We start from the raw sequence: 16,090 nt of genomic DNA on the forward strand, positions 1-16,090 counted from the left end.
CTACAATTTTAAAAGCACGGTTTACAGGCCGTGCTTTTTACATTCACCTCTACAACCACTCATCAGTATCTTGGCCACCTAATATAGCCATTATTTCAACATCAGTTTCTGTAATTCTGTAATAAATGCTATCTGAGCCACAAACGGCACGTCGATAGCCTGTGCGTATATGATCAACTGATTGGTATGAATAAGGATTTGCTGCTAGTTTTTCAAACATAGAGAAGAAACTATAAAAATAATTATCCGCTTGCTGTTGTGAAAATGCGTGACAGTCATATTGATAAATGCGACGTAAATCCTCTTTGGCATCGTTTGAAAGTTTAAATGTGCGCACTACTTAATGCTTGCTTTAAATTCTACTAACATTTGATCGGCAGATTGAGCGTTAAAATCGCTTTTTTCTGCGTTAGCAAGCTTACTGTTTATAGCTTCAGCCCTTCTTGCACGGCGAATTAAATCGTTCACCAATTCACTTTTATTAGCATAATCACCTATGTTTTCAACGTGATTACGTAGCCATAAATCATTTTGTTCAGTAAGTGAAATACTTTGCCTTGCCATAATATGTTCCCATAACTTTAGGTTGGTGTAATTTTACACCAGATTAAAAAGCATGCAATTAAACTTTTACCTTTTCCCTTGAGGCTTTGCGCTCGCTCCACTAAAATAGCGCCCTGCAAAATTACTGAGGTCGGCCGTGTTAGTTAATTACAATCCCCCAATGAGTCCGTATTTAACAATACTGCACCAAGATGACGACTTGCTCATCGTTAATAAACCCAGCGAACTTTTAACCGTCCCAGGTAAAGATCCAAAACATGCCGATAGCTTAATTAATCGCGTTAACCGTGTTTTTCCTACAGCTAAAATAGTGCACCGCCTAGATATGGCAACCTCAGGCATACTTTGCCTTGCTATGAATAAGGCTGCGCATCGGCATTTAAGTATGCAGTTTCAAGAGCGTGAAACGGCAAAACGCTATATTGCACGTGTTTACGGCCAACTTGAGCAAGATACTGGGTCGGTTGATTTACCCCTTATATGTGATTGGCCTAATCGCCCTAAGCAAATGGTTGATCATGAAAACGGTAAGCCCTCGCTCACTCACTTTAAAATACTGGCAAAAGAAGCGCACGCAACACGTGTAGAGCTCACGCCAATTACAGGGCGCTCACACCAATTACGCGTGCACATGCTAAGCCTTGGCCACCCAATACTGGGCGATAGACTTTATGCCCATAAAGAGGCCCTAGCCGCGGCACCACGTTTACAACTGCATGCACAAATGTTGCAACTAAAACACCCCGTGACCGAGCAAGTAATGACCTTTGAGGTAGAGCCCGATTTTTAATAGGTAAAGCTCACAAAGTTAGTACTAAACTTTTACCTTAGCGCGCCGATACTTAGTTATTACTTATGTTTTGGGCTTACTATGATATTTGCGCGGCTAATCAAAAAAACACTACACAGTGTATGTTGTTGCTCGGCGTTATGCTTAAGCGCCTATGCCAGTGCTGCAGAGCATATATCACCGCCTGCTTTATCAAGTATCGAAAATAGCGATATAAAACGCCTACTACCCAATGATGAAATTAAACCCATACTTGCTGGTGATACAGAGTTTTTAAGCTTGTATAGCGAATACATGAGCCGCGAGTTTAGAGGCATTGTATTACTCATTCCTGATTGGAACTCGACCCCCACCAGCAATGCTGGCATGAGTTACCTGCGAAAAGCGCTTACTAATTTAGGTTACACAACCTACGCCATGACAGTACCCGATATAGATTGGCAAGCAAGTAACATGGCTGCGCCTGCACAATCAGCGACCCAATCAACTAAGCCCGCGCAAAATGAAGCCCCTACAGAAACGGCGCAAAATAACAGCGACGATGCAGCCACAGCAGCCCAAGAGCCACATTTTGTTAATGCCATTGATTTGGTGAGTGATGAGGTACTAAGTAACTACAAAACGAATTTAATAATGCGTTATGAGGCGCTCTATCAAAACGCGATGAGCGAGCCAAATAATATTGTCGTTATAGCACAAGGTACCAGTGCGGGAGTATTGCTAGAATACTATGCAAACTTTCCTGACTCGCGAATAGATGCGTTTATAAGTTTAAGTAGTTATTTACCCAATACACAGCGCAATAAGGGTTTAGCGCAAACGTCATCCCTAGTGACCCCCGCTTTGCTTGATATTTACTATGCAAATGATAATACCGATATACTTATGAGCCTTAAAAACCGTCAGCGCTGGGTAAATCGTAATGCTAAATTTGATTACCGTCAGCGCCAACTGTTTGGCCTACGCGATGCGCCAGAGCAGCATGCTCGCTTAAGCAAAATAATAGACGGCTTTTTACGCCGCCTTTTTTAAATACTCGTAAGCCGCTTGAATATCTTGGCTTTTTTTAACAGCTACTTCCATCATGTGCTTAGGCAGCCCTTGAGAGACTAATTTATCAGGATGATGCTGCGCCATTAATTTACGATACGCGACTTTAATATCTCGTTGCGTCGCGTCGCTACTTAACCCTAATAAAGCCAAGGCCTGGGAGCGGTTCATGCTGTTATTAGGGGGCACATGATGGCCAGTTCCTTCACGGTAACCGCTACTTTGACCTTGCTGCTGTTGCCTATACTGTTGTTGTTGCTGTCTAAAACTAAATTCAGCTTGGTAGCGCTTAAGAATAAAAGCAAAATGGGTTTTAGAAATACCCAATTGTTTACTTACCTCTTGTAACAGCTGTTTTTCTTGCTCTGCGAGCACACCATCTGAAAATGCCATTTGAATTTGAATTTCTAAGAACAATTGCAGTAAATCGTAACGTTTTGCAAAACGTTCCTTAAAGTCATGTACCGTTTCTTTAATCGAAAAGTCGCTGTCTTTACCTGATTGAAATGCATGTTGAGCTTCGCGGCGCTCATCGCCTTTTAGCCCCATTTCGTCCATAAACATACTTGCCGCTTTTATGTGCACTTCGCTTACGCGACCGTTCGACTTTGCTATATGCCCCATAACTGCAAAACAGCTCGAAAAAAACAACGCCTGACGCTCATTCACATCATCACCTTTAAACAAACCTGAAAAGCCCCCGGCTTTATCAAAATCGTTTTTTAAGCTTTTATCAAATAAATGGCCGAGGTATAAACCTAAAATGGCGCCAAAAATCTTGCCAAACATAAAGCCAAAACAAAAACCGAGTATTTTTCCCCACATCTAATTAACTGCCTCTATTAAAGTGTGCTTTGTATGCGCTCGTTGAGCTGCGCGAGTCGCTGTGGTGTGCCGATATCGTCCCATTGACCTATATAAAGCTCAGTTGAGATAACATGTTGAGCGAGTTTTTCTCGCAATATTGGTCCAAGTGGGCGCACACCTGGCGCTAGCCCTTTGAAAAAATCTGCCTGGTAACGGCTGATTCCCGAAAATGTATACTTTTGACTTTCAGCCGATAAGTGGCTTAACGCAAAATCCCCTTTTTCATTGTGAGGAGGGTTTTCGACTAACACAATGTGGGCCTCGCCATCTTGCAGGTGCAATTGTGTAAGCGCATTCACATCGTAATCTGTGTATACATCACCATTAATTACAATAAATTGCTCGCCAAGCAGTGGCAGCGCCTGAATGATCCCTCCTGCGGTTTCAAGTCCGCCCTCAGCCTCTTGGCTATATTCAATGCTCACACCAAACTCAGCGCCATTTCTAAAGTAGCTTTTTATTTTATCCCCTTGCCAAGCTAGGTTTATAACAATGTCAGTAATGCCAGCGGCTTTGAGGTTATTAATATGATGCTCAATCAGCGGTTTACCCGCCACTTTTAGCATAGGTTTAGGCATAGCTTGAGTAAGCGGCATCATTCGCTGGCCTCGCCCGGCAGCTAAAATCATGGCTTTCATGTGCGCTCCTTTGCAAGTTTTAATGTCACCTTTGGTATTACAGTGCTACTTACCCATTCACTTAATGCTGCAAGCTCAGGGTAGCACTTGGCAACATCAACAATGTAATCCAACGTAGGTAAAATATTATCAAGGTAACCGGTTTTTCCATCGCGTAAATAGAGGCGGCAAAATATTCCCGCCGCCTTTAAATGACGCTGAATACCCGTTAAATCAAACCACTGTTTAAACTGCTCAAAAGAAGTATCTGTTATTAATTTTTGCGCTGTAAATTCTTCATACCCGTACTCAAGCAGCTGATCAAGCTGTGCTTGTGGCAACTTAAAATAGCAATCGCGTAACAGCGACACTAAGTCATAACACAACGGGCCGCGCACGGCATCTTGGTAATCTATAATTGCCCACTGCTCATTGCTATACATAATATTACGGCTATGGTAATCGCGATGAACCGTGACCGTAGGCTGTGCTAGCATAGCGTTCGTTAATAGCTCACAGCTTTGCTGCCAAATTGCTTGCTGCTCTGCACTGAGTGTTAAGCCAATAAAATCTGTCACCAGCCATTGGCTAAAAATATTCAGCTCAAGATGTATAAATTCTTTATTATAATTTTGCATAGCTGCTGATTCAGGCGTGTTGGCCCAGCTTGCCGCTAAACAAATTAATTGCTTGTAATATTCATCTCTATTTGGCTCATCAAGCTTATCGGCTAAGTGGGTATTTCCTAAGTCACTTAACACAAAAAAGCCTTGCTCTTCATCGCTTGCTATTATTTCGGGTAGTAAAAAGCCGTTGTCGGTGAATACTTTATTTAAAGAGATATACGGCGCGTTATTTACTTTTTGTGGGTCGGAGTCCATCACTATAAACGCTTTTCCAGCACAGCTTAAACGATAATAACGGCGAAAGCTGGCATCCCCAGTAATGGCTACTAAGGAGTGTGGTTTAGCATCAAAGTGCGTATTTATAAATAGTTGTAAATTATCAAAGCGTGTCATTATATAAGATGTCTATTTTTATAGGTCAATTACTGTATTTGCCATTGTTTTCCTTTATTATGTCTAGCTTATAATAAACCAAAGAGCATTAAGGTCGATAAATGAGCAAAACCTGGGGCATATTGATGCTAGGCGTAATTAGCGCACCATCGCTTGCCGAAACTGAACTGGCACACAACTTATGTGGCATTTCAATGCAAACCAGAGCTTGGCAACCTCTACCAAACTTAGCGGTAGGATCGGTTGATATACAAGCTGACGATGTAGAGCTCCTAGGCACTCAAAGCGCTGAATTTACCGGCAATGTTGATATTAACACCCTTGATATGAGTTTGTCCGCACAAACTGCGCTTATAGACAAACAGCGCGGTTTACTCAATGCAACAGGCCCAATTACATACCAAGACCGCGTAAGCCAAGTAAACAGCTCAGGTTTAAATGCCGATTTAAATAATTCTCAAATAAGTCTACTCGGTGCCGATTACAGTTTAACCGCGCAACAAGGCAAAGGTGGCGCTGAAAAACTCACTGTTGATGAGTCTGGCTTATTGTTAATGAATGCAAGCTTTACTACCTGCCCTAGTGATAAACCGGTTTGGGAAATAGAAGCCGATGAAATTAACCTCTCTCGCGAAGAAGGCTGGGGCGAAACCTATAACGCCGTGTTACGTATCCTTGATACCCCTGTTTTATATTTGCCTTATTTCACATTTCCGCTGGATGAGCGACGCAAGTCGGGCTTATTAACACCGAGTATTTCAAGCTCCGACCGTTATGGCCTTGAAACTGTTACCCCCTATTATTGGAACATTGCGCCTAATTTTGACGCCACCATTACGCCACGTTATATGTCGCGCAAAGGCTTACAGTTGCAAACTGAGTTTAGATACCTGAGCGAGCAGCATGAAGGGTTAGTCGGTATTGAATATTTAGATAGTGATGATTCGGAGCCAAGCCTTGATGAGCGCTACATGTTTCATTGGCAACAACAAAGCTATTTAAGTGAAGACTGGCGAGCCAATGTGGACGTCACCAACGTCAGTGATGATAACTACATCACCGATTTAAGCTCTAACTACGCCAATAAAACCGATACCCAACTTTATCGTACCGGGTCGGTGACTCACCTTGGTGACACATGGCGTACCGATATTAAGTTTCAAAACTTCGAAGTACTGGGTGATCACTTAGAGTCGTATGCCGCAGTTCCACAAATTAGCTTTACGCAGACCGCACCTTGGCGCTTTGATCACTTTGACTTTAGTTTGTCTGGTGAAGTAAGCCACTTTACTAACGACTCTTCAGAAATTGCCATAGACAGTGCTACCCGCGTACATGTAGAGCCAAAAGCGCGATTTAATTACGCAACGCATGCGTGGTCGTTTCTCTCAGAAGTGAGTTTATTGCAAACAAATTACAAACAAAGCGGTGATTTAACGGGTACGCAATACAGTGATAGCGTTTCGCGTACTTTACCAAAAGTACGTTTGTATTCGCAGCTTAACTTTGAACGCGACACCTCATACTTTTTTGAAGATGGCATTCAAACCCTTGAGCCACAAATACAATATTTATACACACCGAATAAGGATCAATCAGAAATTGGTCTGTTTGATACGACTCGCTTACAAGATGACTTTTTTGGCCTATTTAGAGATACACGATTTTCAGGCGTGGACCGTATAGCTGCAGCTAACCAATTTACGCTAGGTGCAACAACCCGATTATTTGATAGCAAACAAGAAGAAGTATTTAACTTTAGCGCGGGTCAAATCTTTTACCTAAATGATTCGGCTAAACCTACTGAGCAAGGTTTAGACTCGCAAACTAACTACAACGCGCTGTTTGCCGCACAAACAATGTTACATTGGCATCGCCGTTGGTATTTATCTGCGGGTATGCAATACGACTCTGATGGCAAGCAAATGATTCAGTCAAATGTCACTCTTGATTACAAAGGTGACAATAATGAGCTAGTTCAGTTGAACCATCGCTATGCAAATGATGTCTCAGGAAATACAATCGAGCAAACGGGTGTATTTACAAGTATCCCAATTAGTGAACAGTGGCAATTTATTGCAAGCTATCATCGGGACCTTGAAAATAATCGAAGCATCGAATTTTTAAGCGGATTACAGTATGAGTCGTGCTGTTGGGCAATCCAAATTACTGGCCACCGTCAGATTGAAACCGATTTAAATCAATCTATTGGGCAGCAACAAGCCACTTTTGATTCAGGTATTAGTTTAAACTTTGTATTAAAAGGGCTGGGCAGTAAGAGCCGTTACGATGCACAAAAATTATTGCAACAAGGTATTTTTGGCTACCGTAGACCGTATTTTCTTAATAATTAAGGCAAACGAGCAATTAAGGTGATACTTTAAAGCCCTAAAATGCAGTACGCCCTGTTTTAAAGCAGTACTATTAGAAGAGTAGTAAAAAGAATATGAATTTAAAAAAACTATTATCAACAGCTATTTTAAGCTTAAGCTTATGCCATGGCGCATTTGCCGCCCCACAGGAAATCGACAGAGTAATTGGCGTTGTAAACCAAGGCGTTATTTTAAAAAGTGAAGTAAACACCATAATCAATCGTGTTAAAAAGCAAGCCGCAGAACAAGGCCAGCAACTTCCTAAAGACGAAACGCTTCGCATACAAGCAGTAGAACGTTTAGTTAACCAAACGCTTATGATGCAAATGGCTGAGCGTATGGGCCTTGAAATTTCAGACAGCCAGTTAGACCAAACTTTAGCTAATATGGCAAAAGATCAAGGCGGCACGATTGCCGATCTTCGTCGTACAATTGAAGCCGCAGGCGAGAGTTTTCAGGCTTACCGAGAAGAAATTCGTAAAGAGATCACCACACAGCAAGTGACTCGCGCCAATGTAGACCGCCGTATCTATATTAGCCAACAAGAAGTAGATAACCTGTTAAAAATAATGGAAAGCCAAGGTCAAAATGCTGAAGAGTACGATATTGGTCATATCCTTATTGATATTCCAAACGATGCAACGCCCGATGAAATCACCAGCGCAAAAACCCGTGCAGACAAAGTTATTGAGCTATTAAACGATGGCCAAGAGTTTAAACGTATTGCAATTTCTTCATCTGGCGGTTCAAAAGCACTCGAAGGCGGACAACTAGGGTACATGGGTATCAACGAAATGCCTTCATTATTTGCTGAGGCTGTAAAAGGTCAAAAGAAAGGCGCGATTGTTGGCCCTCTTCGCTCAGGTGCTGGCTTTCATATAATTAAAGTGCAAGATGTACGTGGTCGTCAATTAGTAGAAACCACTGAGGTTCGCTCTCGTCATATTCTTATCAAACCTTCAATTATTTTAAGTGAAGAAAAAGCGCGCAGCATGCTTGCAGGGTTTGCCAAAGATTTACGCGCAGGAAAAGCTGACTTTGCAGAACTTGCCAAAGAATACTCAGAAGATCCAGGCTCTGCCCTTAAAGGCGGTGAGTATGATTGGACTGACCCTACAACGTATGTACCCGCGTTTAAAGATACTTTGTTATCACTTGATAAAAATCAAATTAGTGAACCATTTAGAACACAATTTGGTTGGCACATAGTACAACTTTTAGATAAACGTGTAGCAGATAAAACTGAGCTAGCTAAACGTAACCGTGCGCACGGCATGTTGTTTAATCGTAAATTTAAAGAAGAAAGTTTTAACTGGCAGCAAGAAATGCGCGAACAAGCCCATGTTGAAATTTTCCCTATAGACGAGTAATTATGACATTACGAATTGCAATTACCCCAGGGGAACCTGCGGGGATTGGCCCTGACTTACTGCTGCGATTAGCGCAGCAACCATGGCAAGCTCAACTGGTCGCTATCGCCGACAAACAGTTATTAAAAGAACGTGCCCAACACTTAGGCCTTAATATTGAACTAATTGATTTTGATGAAAATGCTCCTGCAGCCATTGCGCCTGCAGGTAGCATTTATATTCACCAAGTTGATTTAGGCACTGAGGTTAAGCTAGGTAAATTAGACGACTTAAACGGCCAATACGTACTTGATACCTTACGTATTGCTAGCGAAAAAAACATGGACGGTACATTTGATGCCGTTGTCACCGGCCCTGTTCACAAAGGGATTATTAATAAAGCCGGTATTTCGTTTAGTGGTCACACTGAGTACTTTGCTCAGCAATCTGGCACCTCAGATGTTGTCATGATGCTAGCGACCGAAGGTTTACGTGTTGCCCTTGTAACAACACATATACCGCTGGCTTATGTATCGCGTGCGATTACCCAAGAGCGCCTAACCAAAGTGATTAGTATTTTAAATCATGACTTACAAACGAAATTTGGTATTGAACAACCAAAAATTTTGGTCTGTGGATTAAACCCCCATGCTGGCGAAGACGGTCATTTAGGTACAGAAGAAATAGAAACGATTTCACCTACGCTTGCGCTTTTAAACAGCCAAGGTATGAATTTAATTGGACCGCTTCCTGCCGATACCCTGTTTCAAGATAAATACCTTTCTCAAGCCGATGCCGTGCTTGCTATGTATCACGATCAGGGTTTACCTGTGCTAAAATACAAGGGATTTGGTAACTCGGTAAATATAACCTTAGGTTTACCATTTATCCGCACTTCGGTTGATCACGGTACTGCGCTTGATTTAGCAGGCACTGGTGACGCTGAAGTTGGCAGTTTTGAATTAGCGATCCGCGAAGCAATTAAGCTCGCCCATGAAAAAGCACAAAATCAATGACCGATAAAGTACATTTAGGACACCGCGCCCGTAAACGTTTTGGGCAAAACTTTTTATTTGATGAATCTATCATTGATAAAATAGTCACTGCAATCGATCCTAAGCCACAAGACAACCTAGTAGAGATTGGCCCAGGTTTAGGCGCTATTACAGAGCCTGTTGCCGATTTAAGCGGCCAACTTACCGTTGTAGAGCTAGATAAAGACTTAGCCCAGCGCTTAATTGAGCACCCATTTTTAGGGCCTAAATTAAACGTAAACCAAGGCGATGCAATGAAGTTTGACTTTGCAAGCCTTGTACGCGATGACAAAAAATTAAAAGTGTTTGGTAACCTGCCTTACAATATTTCTACGCCATTACTGTTTCATCTTTTTGAGTTTGCTGATCATATTGAGCACATGCACTTTATGCTGCAAAAAGAAGTTGTAAAACGTATGGTTGCAGGTCCAGGCAGCAAAACATTTGGCCGCTTAAGTGTGATGACACAATATTACTGCCACGCAATGCCTGTGGTTGAAGTTCCGCCAGAGTGTTTTAAACCAGCTCCTAAAGTAGACTCAGCAGTTATTCGTCTTATTCCCAAAAAAGCTGAACAACGAACCGCTAAAAGCGTGAAAATTTTAAACACCGTGTGTTTAGAAGCGTTTAATCAGCGCCGTAAAACACTGCGTAACAGCTTAGGCAATTTACTCACCGCTGATGAGCTTACTAGCATTGGTATAGATATTACCTTGCGCGCTGAAAGCCTAACATTACAACAATTTATTGATATAGCTAATTGGATTTATGACAACAAGCAGTAATATTGGCTCTCCTGTAAAGGTCTCTGTAGAGACTTTTTATGTTGAAGGGCAATCTCAGCCTGAGCTAGATAAATATGTTTTTGCCTACTCAGTGACAATTAAAAACCACAGCCTTTGCAGTGCCACGCTTTTAAGCCGCTATTGGTTAATTACCGATGCCAACGGCAAAGAAGTTGAAGTGGAGGGCGAAGGCGTTGTGGGCGAAACCCCTGTGATAGGTCCTGGCGAAACTTATAAATACACCAGTGGCGCAATATTAGACACCCCCGTAGGTACAATGCAGGGGCACTACACATTGCGCAATGAGTTTGGCTCTGAGTTTGAGGCACCTATAAACGTATTCCGTTTAGCGTGTCCTAATATTTTACATTAGTAAAAAGCACAATGGCTGATTACGCAATTGGTGATTTACAAGGCTGCTTTGAAGAGTTTAGTCGCTTACTAAAACGGGTTGATTTTAACCCAAGTAAAGATCACCTTTATTTAGTTGGCGACATAGTCGCACGTGGCCCTGACTCGCTGGCTTGCCTAGATTACATTTACCGCCATCAAGACAGTATGAGTGTAACGTTAGGCAATCATGATTTACACATGATTGCCTGCCATTACCTTAATAAGCCGATAAATCCAAAAGACAAACTCGATGCTATTTTTAATAGTAAAAAACTGCCTCACTATATCGCCTATTTGCAAACCCAACCGCTTGCACTTTATTTAGCGCAGCACCGCAGCTTTATATCGCATGCAGGATTAAACCCTGACTGGTCTATAAAAACCGCACTTAAGCATGCACAGTTTGCTAAGCGTTGTTATCAATCAGCTAATGCAGCCCACTTTTTTAAAAAAATGTATCAGCCACACCCTACTCTGTGGGATGACGATTTAAACGACTTTGATAAGTTTAGGTACATAGTTAACTATTTTACCCGTATGCGCTTTTTAACCAGTAACAACACGTTAGAGCTTAATGCGAAAGGTGCAATTAACGACAATAAATCGTTAACAGCTTGGTTTGAACATCCTAATATAAAAGCATTAGAAAAAAACTTGATTTTTGGCCATTGGGCCGCTCTTGAAGGGGTTACTCAGCTGAGTCATGTGCACGCGCTTGATACTGGATGCGTATGGGGCGGGGCTTTAACAATGATGGACTTACAAACTAAGCAAAAAATAGTAGAAAAACCTGCGCATTTACCTAAATAAACTGTAAAAACCCACTACATATGTTAAATTTAAATTAATAGAAATTAATTGCTTAACTTATTGGTTAAAAAGCCGATAAGATGTGATTGAAGTACTTTAATTGGAAATCCGTATGAATCTGACAGTAAGCCAACGTATTTGGTGTGGTTTTATATTTATCACCTTATTACTCATAATCATTGGTGGTAACTCTTTAATAAAAATTGCGAGCATTGACCGCTCTACTCAGCAGGTAAACCAGTTATCACTTCCTGCACTAAATAAAAGCTCAGAGCTACAAGCTGAATTTATTTTAATGAGTAAAGCAGCTCAAGCCAGTTTTTATACCACCTCAAGCGCACAGCTCACCCCTATAAAACAAAAAGTACTTGAGCAAAAAGACAAATTTGATTCACTTCATGCTGAACTGCAACGCGTAGTAAAAAACGATGCATCACTGAGCCAAAAAAGCCAAGCAGTAGAAAAAACCTACCTAAGCTTTTTAAGTACAGTAGAAAACTTATTGGCTGATAAAGACAAGCAACTAGCACTAAATAAAACCCTTATAGCACAACTAGAAACAATAGAGATTGCTGCGGAAGATGCTAATTCAGTTGTGCTCGATATTACTGACATTGATAACTTTGAGCAAAATCACCCCCGCGCTTATCAAGCTGCTAATAACCTAGAAAACAACTTTATGTCGGTAGTTAGCAACAGTACCGATATGCTTACTGTAAAAACAACGAACACCTTAGATATTGTTAAAAATGAACAGGCTTACTATCTGGAAGAGGTCATTCGTACCTTAGCTTTAATAAAGCCTGCTATAGAGCAAGACAACAACGATTTATATAGTGATTTACAAGAGTACGTTGATACGTTAGTAGAAAATATAAGTGGAAATAATAGCCTAGCAGCTAACAAGCAACGTCTTATTGACGCCATTGCACTAACCGAAAAAGAACTTGCGCAGTCAGAGCAGGCAACCACAATGGCCCTGTCGCAAATTGACGATTTAGTCACGCAGACAAGTGCTGTCGCTTACAAATTACAAGAAGGCGTCCGTGAGGATGTTGATTCAGCTACTTTGTGGACGTGGGCAGGAATGATCATCGCGACGTTGATTGCAATTGCAATAGCGATTCTTACCGTTAATAGAATTACCAAGCCACTGGCTGAAGTGAATCGAATTTTAGATATTGTGGCCAGCGGTGATATGACCCAACGCTTAGATGACTCTGCCAAAGATGAATTCGGCGAGCTATCAAGAAGCTGCAACACCTTAATAGATAGCCTACGAAGCTTAATTAAGGGTATTATTTCACGCTCAACTCAATTAGCAGCAGCCTCTGAGCAAACATCGGCTATTACCGGTGAATCAAGCCAAGCTATCCGAAATCAACAAGCCCAAGTAGAACAAGCGGCAACTGCCACAACAGAAATGAGCAGCACGTCACAAACAGTTAGTAATAGCGCACAACAAGCCCTTGATGAAATTAAAAATGCTGACAAAGAAGCTGAGCGCGTAAAAGGTATTTCTCATCAAAACAAAGCGACTATTGAGCAACTTGCTCGCGAGGTTGACGATGCAGCCGGTGTTATTAATAAACTTCATCAAGATAGCGCCTCTATAGGCAGTATTTTAGATGTTATACGCGGTATTGCTGAGCAAACCAACCTATTAGCACTTAACGCTGCAATTGAAGCGGCACGTGCCGGTGAATATGGCCGAGGTTTTGCGGTAGTAGCGGATGAAGTACGCTCACTGGCAAGCAAAACGCAAGAGTCGACCCAAGAGATACAGTCGATGATTGAATCGCTTCAAAGTGGCGCAGAAGCGGCTGTAACAGCAATGGATAAAGGTAAGCAGCAAGCGGTATCGTGTGTTGAGCAGAGCGATTTAGCAAGCAGCGCATTAGACTCTATTACACTTGCCGTATCGCAAGCACACGACGTAAGCGAAGAAATATCGACCGCAGCGCAAGAGCAGCAACAAGTATCACAAGAAATTAGTGAACGATTAGAATCAATTGTTGCTATTGCAGAGCAAACTGCAGAAGGCGCAAACCAAACCAACATTTCAAGCTCAGAAGTGGCTAAACTCGCTGAAGAGTTAAGAATCTCGGTAGAAAACTTTAAGGTGTAATACCAATCGTATTACGCCAAAATCAGAGCAATAAAAAACCCGATACTGAGTAACAGTATCGGGTTTTTTATTTTAACGCTTACCTAGCAGCACGTTGGCGATTCCCGCCCACTTTAGGTTTAGTGTTAGCCTTTTTAAATTGGCTAAAGCCAGTATGGCGCGTTAAGGCTGGGCGCCCTCCTCTACCTTTACCTGCGCCTTTGTGTGCTTTTTCATCGCGGCCTTCTTCTGGCACCAAGCAATTTGGGCCTTTACCAATTAAATTGGCTTTCCCCATACTACGCAATGCCTCGCGGATCATTGGCCAACCCGATGGATCGTGATAGCGCAGTATTGCTTTATGTAAGCGACGCTGACGAGCTCCCTTTGGTACAGGCACTTGCTCTTTGTTATTTTTAATATTACGCAGTGAGTTCATTTCTGTATGATAAATAGTGGTCGCATTAGCCATAGGTGATGGATAAAAGTTTTGCACTTGGTCTAACTTAAAGTCATTAGATTTAAGCCACAGTGCCATGTTAACCATGTCTTCGTCTTTTGTACCTGGGTGAGCAGAAATAAAATACGGGATTAAATACTGCTTTTTACCAGCCTCTTTTGAGTACTTATCAAATAGTTCTTTAAATTGATCGTAAGCCCCCATGCCCGGCTTCATCATTTTAGATAAAGGACCATCCTCCGTATGTTCTGGCGCAATTTTTAAATAGCCCCCCACATGATGTGTCACCAACTCTTTAACGTAGCGCGGATCTTGTACGGCTAAATCGTAACGAACGCCTGAGGCTATTAAAATCTTTTTAATACCTTTCACTTCACGGGCTTTTTTATACAAATCGATAGTAGGTGTATGGTCTGTATCCATGTGTTTACAAATATCAGGATAAACACATGAAAGCCGCCTACAAGTGCTTTCTGCTTTTTTACTCGTACAGCGCAGCTTATACATATTTGCTGTTGGGCCGCCTAAGTCAGAAATAACCCCGGTAAAACCAGGCACTTTATCTCGAATCTGTTCTATTTCATCAATAATCGACTCTTGCGAACGACTTTGAATAATACGCCCTTCATGCTCGGTAATAGAGCAGAACGAACAACCGCCAAAACAACCTCGCATAATATTAACTGACGTTTTAATCATATCGTAAGCGGGTATTTTTGCATCCCCATAACTTGGGTGCGGTATACGCTGATAAGGTAAGCCAAATACATCATCCATTTCATGGGTTTCGAGCGGAAATGCAGGCGGGTTTACCCAAATATAGCGATCGCCATGGCGCTGAAATAATGCCCGGGCACAGCCTGGGTTTGTCTCTTGGTGCAAAATTCGTGATGCGTGGGCATACAAAGGCTTATTAACACTGACTTGCTCAAATGCAGGCAGTTTAACGTAGGTTTTTTCCCACGGTTTAGGGCGCGCTGGCTGAATAGTAATAGGTTTAGCAGCCTCAGCTTTTAAATCAATACCGGCTTGTTTAAACTCTGATTTACTACACCCTACATCATCTGCGCCATAAGGATTAGGGATTGGATCTATTTTGCCTATTTTATCAATCGCAGTTGAATCACTGCCACGCCAACCCGGTATTGGCTCTTTACGAATAACGGCTGTGCCACGAATATCCTGAATTGTATCCATAGTTTCGCCAGCGGCTATACGGTGGGCCACTTCTACAAGCGGGCGCTCTGCATTACCATAAATAAGGATATCGGCTTTAGAGTCAAATAAAATACTACGACGCACTTTTTCTTGCCAATAGTCGTAATGAGCAATACGACGCAGGCTTGCTTCAATACCACCAATCACAATGGGCACGCCTTTGTATGCTTCGCGTAAACGCTGAGAGTAAATCATCACCGCACGGTCAGGGCGCTTGCCACCTACATTACCTGGCGTGTAGGCATCGTCATGGCGCATGCGTTTTTCAGCCGTGTAACGGTTGATCATCGAATCCATATTACCGGCGGTTACACCAAAAAATAGATTCGGCTTACCAAGTGCCATAAAGGCATCTTTTGATTGCCAGTCTGGCTGAGCAATAATACCGACTCTAAAGCCTTGTGCTTCAAGTACACGGCCAATCACTGCCATACCAAAACTAGGATGATCCACATAAGCATCACCGCTGATTATAATAATATCGCAGCTATCCCAGCCGAGTGCGTCCATTTCTTCGCGAGTTGTAGGTAAAAATGGTGCAGTGCCATAACACTCTGCCCAATACTTTGGGTATGAGAATAGCGCGCGTTCAGCTTTAAGAGAGCTCATAATTTTGGCCATTGAATAACAAAAGGCGCGAATTATATCCTAATAC

At 42.1% G+C, this 16,090-nt stretch carries 15 protein-coding genes; 9 read left to right on the forward strand and 6 right to left on the reverse strand.

What is annotated here, in order from left to right; all coding sequences use genetic code 11:
* Positions 1-49: 49 nt before the first annotated feature.
* Positions 50-337, reverse strand: a complete 288-nt coding sequence (locus AN389_RS13095) for a type II toxin-antitoxin system RelE/ParE family toxin (protein ID WP_055019984.1) — start codon at positions 335-337, stop codon at positions 50-52.
* A complete protein-coding gene (locus AN389_RS13100; RefSeq protein WP_055018589.1) occupies positions 337-564 on the reverse strand; it encodes a hypothetical protein in 228 nt (75 codons plus the stop codon). Before AN389_RS13100 ends, AN389_RS13095 begins: the two co-directional genes overlap by 1 nt.
* Before the next feature lie 136 nt (positions 565-700).
* Between AN389_RS13100 and rluA the strand changes: the two genes are divergently transcribed.
* Together rluA and AN389_RS13110 are read left to right on the forward strand one after the other, a co-directional pair.
* Entirely contained in the window at positions 701-1,354 is a 654-nt protein-coding gene (gene rluA / locus AN389_RS13105; RefSeq protein ID WP_055016411.1) for a bifunctional tRNA pseudouridine(32) synthase/23S rRNA pseudouridine(746) synthase RluA, read from the forward strand.
* 81 nt (positions 1,355-1,435) lie between these two features.
* The gene (locus AN389_RS13110) at positions 1,436-2,386 is read left to right on the forward strand and encodes a DUF3530 family protein (RefSeq protein ID WP_082422764.1); all 951 of its coding nucleotides are present in this window, start codon (positions 1,436-1,438) and stop codon (positions 2,384-2,386) included.
* Here the strand turns inward: AN389_RS13110 and djlA are convergent.
* Genes djlA through AN389_RS13125 form a run of 3 tightly spaced genes read right to left on the reverse strand, consistent with a single transcriptional unit; the run spans position 2,369 to position 4,907 of the window.
* A complete protein-coding gene (djlA, locus tag AN389_RS13115) occupies positions 2,369-3,229 on the reverse strand; it encodes a co-chaperone DjlA (RefSeq protein ID WP_055019985.1) in 861 nt (286 codons plus the stop codon). The two genes, AN389_RS13110 and djlA, sit on opposite strands and share 18 nt — an antisense overlap.
* A 17-nt stretch (positions 3,230-3,246) precedes the next feature.
* The gene (murU, locus tag AN389_RS13120) at positions 3,247-3,909 is read right to left on the reverse strand and encodes an N-acetylmuramate alpha-1-phosphate uridylyltransferase MurU (protein WP_055016409.1); all 663 of its coding nucleotides are present in this window, start codon (positions 3,907-3,909) and stop codon (positions 3,247-3,249) included.
* Positions 3,906-4,907, reverse strand: a complete 1,002-nt coding sequence (locus tag AN389_RS13125) for an aminoglycoside phosphotransferase family protein (RefSeq protein WP_055018588.1) — start codon at positions 4,905-4,907, stop codon at positions 3,906-3,908. The genes murU and AN389_RS13125 overlap by 4 nt, the downstream gene beginning before the upstream one ends.
* A 101-nt stretch (positions 4,908-5,008) precedes the next feature.
* Between AN389_RS13125 and lptD the strand changes: the two genes are divergently transcribed.
* The 7 genes from lptD (at position 5,009) to AN389_RS13160 (ending at position 13,778) form a co-directional block, all read left to right on the forward strand.
* Entirely contained in the window at positions 5,009-7,261 is a 2,253-nt protein-coding gene (gene lptD, locus AN389_RS13130; RefSeq protein WP_055016407.1) for an LPS assembly protein LptD, read from the forward strand.
* Positions 7,262-7,353: 92 nt separating this feature from the next.
* A complete protein-coding gene (surA, locus tag AN389_RS13135; RefSeq protein WP_055019986.1) occupies positions 7,354-8,649 on the forward strand; it encodes a peptidylprolyl isomerase SurA in 1,296 nt (431 codons plus the stop codon).
* 2 nt (positions 8,650-8,651) lie between these two features.
* A complete protein-coding gene (gene pdxA, locus AN389_RS13140; protein ID WP_055016405.1) occupies positions 8,652-9,644 on the forward strand; it encodes a 4-hydroxythreonine-4-phosphate dehydrogenase PdxA in 993 nt (330 codons plus the stop codon).
* Complete coding sequence (gene rsmA / locus AN389_RS13145; protein WP_004585856.1) at positions 9,641-10,447, forward strand: 16S rRNA (adenine(1518)-N(6)/adenine(1519)-N(6))-dimethyltransferase RsmA; 807 nt, start codon at positions 9,641-9,643, stop codon at positions 10,445-10,447. Before pdxA ends, rsmA begins: the two co-directional genes overlap by 4 nt.
* Positions 10,431-10,820, forward strand: coding sequence for a Co2+/Mg2+ efflux protein ApaG (apaG, locus tag AN389_RS13150; protein ID WP_055016404.1), 390 nt, complete (start codon positions 10,431-10,433; stop codon positions 10,818-10,820). The genes rsmA and apaG overlap by 17 nt, the downstream gene beginning before the upstream one ends.
* Positions 10,821-10,831: 11 nt before the next feature.
* Complete coding sequence (locus AN389_RS13155; RefSeq protein WP_055019987.1) at positions 10,832-11,650, forward strand: symmetrical bis(5'-nucleosyl)-tetraphosphatase; 819 nt, start codon at positions 10,832-10,834, stop codon at positions 11,648-11,650.
* A 112-nt stretch (positions 11,651-11,762) separates the two neighbouring features.
* Complete coding sequence (locus AN389_RS13160) at positions 11,763-13,778, forward strand: methyl-accepting chemotaxis protein (protein ID WP_055016402.1); 2,016 nt, start codon at positions 11,763-11,765, stop codon at positions 13,776-13,778.
* A gap of 79 nt (positions 13,779-13,857) precedes the next feature.
* Here AN389_RS13160 and AN389_RS13165 read toward each other — a convergent pair whose 3' ends face one another.
* On the reverse strand, positions 13,858-16,044 hold the full coding sequence (locus AN389_RS13165) for a YgiQ family radical SAM protein (protein WP_055016428.1): 2,187 nt from the start codon (positions 16,042-16,044) through the stop codon (positions 13,858-13,860).
* Between the last annotated feature and the right edge of the window lie 46 nt (positions 16,045-16,090).

The sequence above is a fragment of the Pseudoalteromonas sp. P1-7a genome, assembly GCF_001401855.1.
Taxonomy (GTDB): domain Bacteria; phylum Pseudomonadota; class Gammaproteobacteria; order Enterobacterales; family Alteromonadaceae; genus Pseudoalteromonas.